Genomic DNA, 9,323 nt, shown 5'->3' with positions numbered 1-9,323 from the left:
GAGGTCTACTATTCTCTATAATTGCTTCAAATCCAATAAAAAAATCAAAAAGGAGTTCGGAATGAGGCATTCCGAACTCCTTTTGTCTACAAACTGAACGGAGCACTCATAAAGTGCTCCGTTTTCTGATTCCTCCAATTCTAAGTTACATCAACGTTTCTCAATTGCTATAACAAATGGAGGATTGTTTTTTTGATTAAGAAATTTATATTGAAGTACTAGTGCCCGCTTTTGATCAAGGCTTGTCACAAAGTCAAGAAGAGCTTCTTTTTCTACCACTCCTTCTTGATGACCATGATAAATGACGACAATAATGATACCTTCAATTTTCATTATATCTAAAAGTTGTTGAATCGCATGAATCGTTGAGTTAGGTTTTGTAACAATTTCTTTGTCAGCTCCGGGAAGGTAGCCTAAGTTAAATACGGCTGCAGAAATCTGGCCATGAGCTTCATCAGGAATGCAGGCAGTAAGATGTTCATGTCCTTGATGAAAAAGTGTGACCCGGTCCATAAATTCATGACGGCTTAGTCGAGTTTTCGTTTCTTTAATGGCTGACTCTTGAATATCAAAGCCGAACACTCGGCCGCTTTCGCCAACCAATTCAGCCAAAAACAGAGTGTCATGTCCGTTACCAATTGTCGCATCCACAACAAAGTCACCCTCAGCTATGCATGAATTTAAGATGTTTTTTGAGAAGGGCAGTATCCGCTGTAATTTCATTAAACCTGCACTCTCTCTTTTTCATAAAATTTCCCTTGATAGCTATCACGGCGCTTTAACTCATCATCAATTGCATTCAGAACACTCCATTTATTCACACTCCACATTGGTCCAATCATTAAGTCAATCGGGCCGTCCCCAGTTATTCGGTGGACAATCATTTCAGGAGGTAAAATTTCAAGCTGATCACAAACGAGCTTTACATACTGATCAAATCCTAAAAACTCAAGCATTCCTTTTTCATATTGCTTGACCATTGGAGTTCCTTTTAATAAATGTAACGAGTGAATTTTGATTCCTTGTACATCTAAACCTGCAACAGCTCTTGCAGTTTCCATCATCATTTTGTTATCTTCCAGTGGCAACCCGTTAATAATATGAGAGCACACGCGAATACCGTGTTTGCGAAGTTTTGTTACACCTTCTGTATAACAGTCAAAATCATGTGCTCGATTAATCATCAGTGCAGTCCGTTCATGAACTGTTTGTAATCCAAGTTCAACCCATAGATATGTGCGTTCATTCAGTTCAGCTAAGTACTCAACCACATCATCTGGCAAACAATCTGGACGCGTCGCGATCGATAACCCGACGACACCGTCTAGCCCTAAAACTGATTCATATTTCTCACGTAAAACCTCTAAGGGTGCATGAGTATTTGTATAGGCTTGAAAATAAGCCATATACTTGCCATCTTTCCATTTTTCATGCATTTTATTTTTTATATCAGTAAATTGTATAACAAGATCTTCGACACGGTTGCCAGCAAAATCACCAGAGCCAGCTGCACTACAAAAAGTGCAACCTCCGTGAGCAACGGTGCCATCGCGGTTGGGACAATCAAAACCAGCATCTAATGCAACCTTAAAAACCTTATGACCAAATGTTTGGCGTAAATGATAATTCCATGTATGGTACCGCTTCTGATCTGCGGCAAATGTAAATGGGTTACTCTGAATCAAGTCAGGAACCTCCTTTTTTATTAAAACAGAATAGCTCATCATCTTTACTTAGATTGAGTTTCGTCATCCAGCTCCAGCGCCTAGCCCTCGAGGTCATAAGGCAATTCTAAATTGAAGGCAAAGAACGCCTTCTATTTAGAATCGTCTTATGCTTGTCGGGGCTGAACAAGGCGCTTCCGCTTTTGTACTAAAAAACTTCATCAAAATATTTTATCATGTTTCCAAGAATGAAGACAAACGATGTTTCCAATAATTGATTTGTTAATTATGAGGGGTAAATGCAAACAATAAGACTGTGAAGCTTAAAAAATGGCTTCAGTTTGATTGGAGGGGTAAGACATGGCAACAAGACAATCAGTGAACGAATATTTGCAAAACTGTACGGATGCAATTGATTATGCTCGAACTCAATATGAAACTGGAGCAAAGCAAGAACATTATAATGCTACAGAATATACAAAAGCACAACAAATGCTCGAAGACGCCGTAAACGACATTAACCACCTATCCTTGAGTGCAAATGCTCAGCAACAAGATCAGCTATATCGAATGAGACTTCAGCTCCAAGCACTACAAAATGATATGACAATTCAAAGACATGTAGAGGGGTGACCGATAATGCAAAAAAAATCTAAGCAAAACAATCCCGAACAAAAGACAAAAAACGGCGTCAATAGCAACGACGTCGAACTCGGTCAAGACTTTGAACCAATAAAGGAATCTAAGAAGAAGTATCAAAAGCAAGGCCAACCAATTAAATCAAAACAGCGTGTTGAATAGCAAGAGATAGGTGAAATGCCTGTTGTCACTTAGAGTGGCAGCAGGTTTTTTAAGAATTTTAATTAATAACCTCCTACCTTTCCTCATTACTCCAATCACCAGAAATCTATTTAAAATTGTTTAAACTTATGATTGACAAATAATCAATCTGTCTATAATGTATTAGGTGTACTATGTAATGTAATACACATATAACACCTAGTACATTATAACTTAAAGGAAGAAGGGAGAACGATGATCCAAATCGATCCGCGCAGTTCAACTCCCATTTATGAGCAAATCATTCAGCAAATGAAGGAATTTTGTTTTAAAGGGTTATTAAAACCAGGTGAGAAGCTACCTTCTGTTAGGGAACTCTCCACGATGATTATTGCCAATCCAAACACTGTAAGTAAAGCCTATAAAGAACTTGAACGCCAAGGTATTATTGAAACATTGCGAGGACGAGGAACGTTTGTCTCAGAGACGGCTCGTGCAAAACTCGATAAGGGGAAGATGGAGATGATTAAGGAGCAATTAAAGCCACTACTAATTGATGCTTTTTACGCTGGCATTGATTTCAACGATATACACCATTGGATCGACGAGATTAGAAAAGAAGTAGGAGGGAAGACAAATGCTCGAGGTAAAGAATCTAACAAAGACGCTTAACAAAGATAAAGTTTTGAAAGATGTCTCGTTAAAGCTTGATCCTGGCGAAATATTTGGTCTACTCGGAAGAAACGGATCTGGAAAAACGACACTCCTTCGATGTATACAGCAAATCGTACTTCCTGATCAAGGAGAGTTATTATTCGAGAATGTTTCAATTTCTAAAAACCCTCTTGTTAAAAGAAAAATCATTTTTGTGCCGGTTCAAAATTCCTTTTATGACCGCTATACATACAAGGAATTAGTCCGAATACTTAAACCAATTTATCCAGATTTTGATGTAACCTATGCCAATGAACTCATTAATCGGTATAGTCTACCAGAAACAAAAAAGTATCGTGAATTGTCCACAGGTCTAAAAAAGCAAATGGCACTTATTTTAGCATTTGCAATAAGACCTGCCGTTATTTTACTAGATGAGCCAACAGATGGAATTGACGCAGTTACACGTCATGATCTCCTCCAGCTTATGATTGATGAAGTTGCACAGCGACAAACAACAATTTTAATCACATCTCATCGATTAGAGGATATCGAGCGAATTTGTAATCGAATTGGGTTTCTTGAAGACAATACCCTATCGAGTGTCATGGACATGGACGCATTAAAAGAAGACTATGTCAAAATTCAAGTAGCATTTGAGGCAGATGTCACGCTAAAAATTCGAGAACGTGGCATTTCAATCTTAGAGTCAACGGGCGTCTTTTATACACTAATTCTCGAAAAAAAAGATCAAGAAAACCGTAAATGGTTAGACTCGCTCAATCCTAAAGTATGGAACGAGCTTCCTGTAAACCTAGAGGAAGTATTTATCTCAAAGTTTGGAGGGAAACGGAGATGGTAGCCAGAGAATTAATTGTGAAAGAACTGAAACAAGTAAAGTTGCAGCTGATCTTAACGAGCTTAATTATAGGATTTTTTGCCCCAATCGGATTCTGGGTCGATTATATGAACTATTTAAGATATGAGCCAAGCAGTTCACCTGGCTTTGTGTATTCCTTTGATTCAAGTCCGTATGTTTTTGGTTTTGTACTGTTAGTGGTAACTCTTGCTGTTACTCAAATGGGTTTTGAGAAGAGTAGGGGAACAATTGATTTCACGCTAGGATTGCCAGCGAGTAGAGGTTCAATTTTCTTTACAAAATGGTTGATCGGTGTGGCAACTATTTTACTAAGCTGGGTAGTTTCATTTTTAATGATGTGGATTTTGTTAACTTTTACTCAATCAACCGCTGTTCACTTTCTAGAATTCAACTTCTTTTTACTGCCTACTATGTTCATGTTTTATACGTTATGCATGGCCTCAGGTGCTATAACAGGCACTCCTTTTGCACAGGGGCTCGTTGTTTTGAGCGTAAGTGTATTACCGATATTAACGGTTTTGTTAATTATGGTGAACGTTGCAGCTTTTTTGCATGTGTCAATCGGGCTTTCTGAGATTATTTGGTTATACACTTCTCAAGTAAGTCCAGCATCTTATCTCACATTTGATTATTTGAAAACATCTGACACAGTTTATGTATTCCCACTGTTGGTAATAGTCATTAGTTACCTCGTCGGTCACATTTCCTTCGTCAAGCACCCAAACGAACGAAACGGATACTTCTTTGTATGGAAATGGCTTAACTTGCCAGTGCAGGCTTTAGTCATGCTTATTGGAATTCTTGGATTTAGCTGGTTTGGTTATGCATCTGGTGACGAAAGTCTATTGGGATATGTGGTAGGTGCACTAATTGGAGCAAGTACAGGATTTTCATTAGGTTATTTCTTGATTTACAAAAAGAAAAAAGCATAGGAGAGGAGAATTTAAATGATTATTATAAAAGATCTCAATCACTCATTCAAAGTTGGGAAAAAAGGAAAAGAAAAAGAAATCCCGGTTTTAAAGGATTTATCACTGAGAATTAACAGGGGGGAAATTGCATCCATCGTCGGACGTAGTGGTTCTGGAAAGTCCACGTTACTAAACTTAATTTCAGGTTTTATTTCACCGACCACAGGGGAGATTGTGGTTAACGAGACCAATGTTACAGCTTATAGTGAAAAAAACTGGGCGAAATTTCGCTTAGATCACTTTGGGTTTATCTTTCAAAGCTTTCAATTAATTCCGAGTTTGACGACGTTTGAAAATGTTGAATTGCCACTAACATTAAAAGGGATAGATTCAACCGAGCGGAAAACTCGAGTAATGGAGCTATTAAGTCGAGTTGGTTTAAGTGATCATGCAGAGCATTATCCAAATGAACTGTCAGGTGGGCAGCAACAGCGAGTAAGTATTGCGCGCGCCTTAATTACAAATCCGAAAATCATTTTAGCTGATGAACCAACAGGAAGCTTAGACTCTGAGACAGAAAAAGAAGTTTTAGCCTTAATTAAAGAGTTAAATAAGGAAAAAGGAATTACATTTTTTATCATCACTCATGATGAGGAAGTGGCCTCGATCAGTGATCAGCAATTTCACTTACACGACGGTGTATTAACGAAGGGAGGCGTTCTCGTTGAAGCTTAATGATCAGCTTAAATTCATGCGGAAAAATATGAAGAAAAACAGACTCCGTGTCTTTATGACAATCCTTGCGACCACAATGGGGTGTGCATTTTTAATCGTTTTAGCATCAGTAGGATTCGGAATTCACAAGAGCATAACAGAACAGATTATGTCACAGCAAATTCTTACCGAAGTTAATGTAGCAGGAAAAGATGATGGGAATTTAGGGGAAAAAGAGATTGAAGAGCTTGAAGGAACAAATGATGTAAAATCGGTTGTCCGTAGAAATTATATTGATCTACCAGTTGAGGTCAAGTTTGAAGACAGAATCGGAAATTCTAGTCCGGTCATTACAAATATGGAGGCAGAATTAAACGCAAACTTGGCCCTAGAAAGTGGGGATGTTCCAAAAGCTGAAAATGAAGTGATAGTTGGTCATCACTTTGCTCAGAATCTTTTAACAGAAGAAGAACAAAAAAAATATCAGACAGAAATTGAATCGCAAAATGGCGAAGTTGAACCACCTAAAGGATACGAAGGCAATCTCATTGGAGAAACGATTTCAATTACTTTGACAAAAAATGTAGAAGAAGATGGCAAGGAAGAAACAAAAACCTATGACTTCAAAATTGTCGGCATCACTGAAGAGCCATCAAGAGATTGGATGCAAGATCAAAGTATCTACATTGATGATTCAATGAAGGACGAAATCTTTTCATTTGCAAACGTGAACGAAGGCGAGGGTTCATCAGAAGAAGTTCCATATAGTGAGGTGCTCGTTTATGCATCTAGTATCGAAAAGGTTGCAGGTGTAACAGAAACATTAAAAGACAAAGGATACATGGTTCATTCCATTACAGAGGAACTTGATAGTGTGAACTTATTCTTTAATGTATTTAAAGCGGGCTTAATTTTTGTTGGAACCGTTGCAGTTTTAATTGCCTCAATTGGAATCTTTAACACAATGACAATGGCTGTAACTGAACGGACACAGGAAATTGGCATTATGAAGGCGTTAGGTGCACAACCAAGTGTAATTCGTCGTTTGTTCTTAATGGAAAGTGCATACATCGGAATCTTCGGTTCATTATTGGGAGTACTGATCTCGTACGCCATCAGCTGGACGTCAAACAAGGTTCTACCATTGATTTTAAACGGAATGATGGGTGAGGAAAATGGTGGTGAGCCAATGGAATTTACGTTTTCATACATTCCATTAAGCTTAGTACTAATCGCAGCAGGAATTAGCATTGGAGTTGCGATGATTTCAGGTTTAAGACCAGCTGTAAAAGCGACAAATATTAATGTTCTTTCCGCGTTGAGACGAGAATTGTAAATTGATATATTGAGAGGCTACCAGAGATGATTGGTAGCCTTTTTGCGTGGGGATAGTAAGTTGGTTCTCGTGCAAAAAACTGAATTCTCGTGATTGATATCTCAATCGGTCAGTACAGCATCTTATGGACGATCAACGGTGCACTTATCGTACTTGCAGCGGCTAAAACAATTAAACAACAAATTATTGTGGGAATCTTCATCTTTATTCTTTCATTTATTGTTGTCTCATCTCCCGAACAATTTACAGGCTTTGTCGTAGCGATGATTATTATGACGCTTGGAGAAATGCTCGTCTGGCCAGCAGTGCCAACAATCGCAGGTAACCTAGCTCCAAAAGGAAAAGAAGGTTTCTACCAAGGCTTTGTAAACAGCACAGCGACCGGTGGAAGAATGATCGGCCCATTACTAGGTGGAATTATTGTCGACTACTACGATATTACTCTCTTATTCGCTATTTTAGTGGGTCTTTTAGTAGTTGGGATTTGTATAACTTCTGTTTATGATAAAAAAATGAAGACTGCTAAATCAGAAGAAGTAGCGATGATCTCTTAAATTTTTTCCTAATCAAGAACCCCCCAGCTCTTTGCTGGAGGGTTCTTTCTCCTACTATTTAAAAGTAGGAATTACTTAGCAATCGGTTTTATCTTTCTCAGAATCATAGTCCTTGTTAAACCATAGTGGATCATTGTCATCAACTTCGCCATTATAGTTGATTAGTATCTCTACTCCAGCTTTGATATCTGTGTAAGCATAAAAGTCAAATGTGTGATTTTCAAAGTTAATATCATAAGTCGCGTTAGGCGTATAGGAATGGTTAAATAGCATACCGTATCCTAATAGGAGTGCAGAATGGTTCTTACCATATTCAAACGCGTAATCCGCAAGAGCGGTTTGCTCTATAAGTTCGTGTTCCTTATTTGGATAAGAAAGGACTGGTGCTTCATGGATTAATTCACCCTTTTTAATATCACGTGTTGCGAATACCCCTCTATTAAATTCCCCATCGCTAAGTGTGGAAGTCTTTATTGTTATCATGTTAACACCTGCGCTTATCTTTTAATTAATTCCCTTTAAGCATGACAGTTGATAAGCATGAAATCAACTTTTTTATAAATCTAAAAACTTTTGTTAGTAAAGCATGCTGAGGATGGTTGAGGGGATTTTATGAAATATAAAACGATACAAACCAATAGGTATTGAATCGTTCTAATAAGATAAAAAATTCCGAAATTTTTCCTAATGCAACTTTATTATATTTCGCCTACTTATATAAAACGGTCCAAAAAGATTGCTCTAGACCCACCTGTATGATAGTTGATATCATATTTAAGAACTTAGTGGGAGGGCAAGAAAAAAATGGATCAACAAAAGTATAATGATCTTAAATTAGGCGAACGTGGTGCAATCATTAGTATTATTGCCTACATATGTCTTTCAATTATAAAATTAGTTATTGGATACATGAGTGAATCAGCTGCTTTAAAAGCAGATGGTCTAAACAATACAACCGATATCATTGCATCGATTGCTGTACTAATAGGGCTTAAGCTTTCACAAAGACCGCCCGATGAAGATCATGGGTACGGTCATTGGAAAAGTGAAACAATAGCATCAATGGCAGCTTCTTTTATAATGTTAGCAGTTGGTATACAAGTGCTGACTTCGGCTGTTACCTCTATGTTTCAAGGTGGTAAAGAGTCACCTGACATTATTGCTGCTTATGTAGGTATTTTTTCCGCAATAGCGATGTACTTTGTTTATCGTTACAACAAAAAATTAGCTACTAAAATTAATAGCAAAGCAGTTATGGCAGCTGCAAAAGATAATATTTCTGATGCTTGGGTAAGTATAGGAACAGCAATAGGTATTTTCGGCTCTCAGTTAAATATGCCTTGGCTTGATACGCTAACTGCCATTATTGTCGGATTATTAATATGTAAAACTGCTTTGGAAATCTTTAAACAAGCTTCCCACGAACTTTCAGATGGATTTGATGAAAATAAAATTCAACTTTATCGAGGTGTAATCACACAGGTGGATGGAGTAAAAGGAATTAAAGCAATTAAGGGGAGAAATTACGGAAATAATGAAGTATTAGATGTTGTAATTCTTGTTAAGTCTACGTTAGATATTAAAGAAGCCCATGACATAGCTACCCATGTTGAAAAAGTGATGATAAAAGATTATGGAGTCTACGATGTCCACGTCCATGTAGAGCCAAATTAATTAACAAATAAAACTTAAGAACAACAAGAGGAGTTGCCTGCGGTAAGGCAGCTCCTTTATCTGTGTGCCAGGCATGTTCATCAACTAGACGGTGGAAGTCCGTTATGGGCGTTGGGATATGCGAACCATTAGTCGAAGGCAAGGGTGTCCACGGTG

Annotated in this window: 12 protein-coding genes; 9 read left to right on the top strand and 3 right to left on the bottom strand. The window is 37.8% G+C overall.

What is annotated here, in order from left to right; translation table 11 throughout:
- Positions 1-150: 150 nt before the first annotated feature.
- Both mnmM and mnmL read right to left on the bottom strand, forming a co-directional pair.
- Positions 151-723: a tRNA 5-(aminomethyl)-2-thiouridylate-methyltransferase MnmM gene (mnmM, locus tag ACFFIX_RS27085; protein ID WP_378939684.1), complete on the bottom strand. Its 573-nt coding sequence runs from the start codon at positions 721-723 to the stop codon at positions 151-153.
- Entirely contained in the window at positions 723-1,685 is a 963-nt protein-coding gene (gene mnmL / locus ACFFIX_RS27080; RefSeq protein WP_378939682.1) for a tRNA modification radical SAM protein MnmL/YtqA, read from the bottom strand. The genes mnmM and mnmL overlap by 1 nt, the downstream gene beginning before the upstream one ends.
- Positions 1,686-2,024: 339 nt before the next feature.
- Between mnmL and ACFFIX_RS27075 the strand changes: the two genes are divergently transcribed.
- The 8 genes from ACFFIX_RS27075 to ACFFIX_RS27040 all read left to right on the top strand — a co-directional run bounded on the left by ACFFIX_RS27075 (position 2,025) and on the right by ACFFIX_RS27040 (position 7,493).
- Positions 2,025-2,297 (top strand): YtzC family protein, encoded by a 273-nt coding sequence (locus tag ACFFIX_RS27075; protein WP_378939681.1) that lies wholly within the window; start codon positions 2,025-2,027, stop codon positions 2,295-2,297.
- A gap of 6 nt (positions 2,298-2,303) precedes the next feature.
- Positions 2,304-2,465 carry a glycogen biosynthesis protein GlgD gene (locus ACFFIX_RS27070; protein ID WP_378939679.1) on the top strand — a complete coding sequence of 54 codons (162 nt, stop codon included), beginning with the start codon at positions 2,304-2,306 and terminating at the stop codon, positions 2,463-2,465.
- Positions 2,466-2,699: 234 nt separating this feature from the next.
- Positions 2,700-3,116: a GntR family transcriptional regulator gene (locus tag ACFFIX_RS27065; protein WP_378939677.1), complete on the top strand. Its 417-nt coding sequence runs from the start codon at positions 2,700-2,702 to the stop codon at positions 3,114-3,116.
- Positions 3,082-3,960, top strand: a complete 879-nt coding sequence (locus tag ACFFIX_RS27060; RefSeq protein WP_378939676.1) for an ABC transporter ATP-binding protein — start codon at positions 3,082-3,084, stop codon at positions 3,958-3,960. Before ACFFIX_RS27065 ends, ACFFIX_RS27060 begins: the two co-directional genes overlap by 35 nt.
- Positions 3,954-4,910 carry an ABC transporter permease gene (locus ACFFIX_RS27055; RefSeq protein WP_378939674.1) on the top strand — a complete coding sequence of 319 codons (957 nt, stop codon included), beginning with the start codon at positions 3,954-3,956 and terminating at the stop codon, positions 4,908-4,910. The genes ACFFIX_RS27060 and ACFFIX_RS27055 overlap by 7 nt, the downstream gene beginning before the upstream one ends.
- Positions 4,911-4,925: 15 nt before the next feature.
- Positions 4,926-5,624, top strand: a complete 699-nt coding sequence (locus ACFFIX_RS27050; RefSeq protein WP_378939672.1) for an ABC transporter ATP-binding protein — start codon at positions 4,926-4,928, stop codon at positions 5,622-5,624.
- Positions 5,614-6,939: an ABC transporter permease gene (locus ACFFIX_RS27045; protein WP_378939670.1), complete on the top strand. Its 1,326-nt coding sequence runs from the start codon at positions 5,614-5,616 to the stop codon at positions 6,937-6,939. The genes ACFFIX_RS27050 and ACFFIX_RS27045 overlap by 11 nt, the downstream gene beginning before the upstream one ends.
- A gap of 89 nt (positions 6,940-7,028) precedes the next feature.
- Positions 7,029-7,493 (top strand): MFS transporter, encoded by a 465-nt coding sequence (locus ACFFIX_RS27040; protein ID WP_378939668.1) that lies wholly within the window; start codon positions 7,029-7,031, stop codon positions 7,491-7,493.
- Between the two features lie 75 nt (positions 7,494-7,568).
- On the opposite strand, the gene ACFFIX_RS27035 is transcribed toward ACFFIX_RS27040, so the two are convergent.
- Positions 7,569-7,976 (bottom strand): SET domain-containing protein, encoded by a 408-nt coding sequence (locus ACFFIX_RS27035; protein WP_378939666.1) that lies wholly within the window; start codon positions 7,974-7,976, stop codon positions 7,569-7,571.
- Positions 7,977-8,297: 321 nt separating this feature from the next.
- Here ACFFIX_RS27035 and ACFFIX_RS27030 point away from each other — a divergent pair, with 321 nt between their 5' ends.
- Complete coding sequence (locus ACFFIX_RS27030) at positions 8,298-9,167, top strand: cation diffusion facilitator family transporter (RefSeq protein ID WP_378939664.1); 870 nt, start codon at positions 8,298-8,300, stop codon at positions 9,165-9,167.
- Positions 9,168-9,323 lie beyond the last annotated feature (156 nt).

Source organism: Metabacillus herbersteinensis, from assembly GCF_042433335.1.
Taxonomy (GTDB): Bacteria; Bacillota; Bacilli; order Bacillales; family Bacillaceae; genus Metabacillus; species Metabacillus herbersteinensis.
This window is presented reverse-complemented; position numbering and strand designations above follow the sequence as displayed.

What these genes read in the sequence shown, in the direction of transcription:
- ACFFIX_RS27050 (WP_378939672.1), top strand. Translation starts at nt 4,926, where the DNA reads ATGATTATTATAAAAGATCTCAATCACTCATTCAAAGTTGGGAAAAAA.
- ACFFIX_RS27075 (WP_378939681.1), top strand. Translation starts at nt 2,025, where the DNA reads ATGGCAACAAGACAATCAGTGAACGAATATTTGCAAAACTGTACGGAT.
- ACFFIX_RS27065 (WP_378939677.1), top strand. Translation starts at nt 2,700, where the DNA reads ATGATCCAAATCGATCCGCGCAGTTCAACTCCCATTTATGAGCAAATC.
- ACFFIX_RS27035 (WP_378939666.1), bottom strand. Translation starts at nt 7,976, where the DNA reads ATGATAACAATAAAGACTTCCACACTTAGCGATGGGGAATTTAATAGA.
- mnmM (WP_378939684.1), bottom strand. Translation starts at nt 723, where the DNA reads ATGAAATTACAGCGGATACTGCCCTTCTCAAAAAACATCTTAAATTCA.
- ACFFIX_RS27060 (WP_378939676.1), top strand. Translation starts at nt 3,082, where the DNA reads ATGCTCGAGGTAAAGAATCTAACAAAGACGCTTAACAAAGATAAAGTT.
- ACFFIX_RS27070 (WP_378939679.1), top strand. Translation starts at nt 2,304, where the DNA reads ATGCAAAAAAAATCTAAGCAAAACAATCCCGAACAAAAGACAAAAAAC.
- ACFFIX_RS27030 (WP_378939664.1), top strand. Translation starts at nt 8,298, where the DNA reads ATGGATCAACAAAAGTATAATGATCTTAAATTAGGCGAACGTGGTGCA.
- ACFFIX_RS27055 (WP_378939674.1), top strand. Translation starts at nt 3,954, where the DNA reads ATGGTAGCCAGAGAATTAATTGTGAAAGAACTGAAACAAGTAAAGTTG.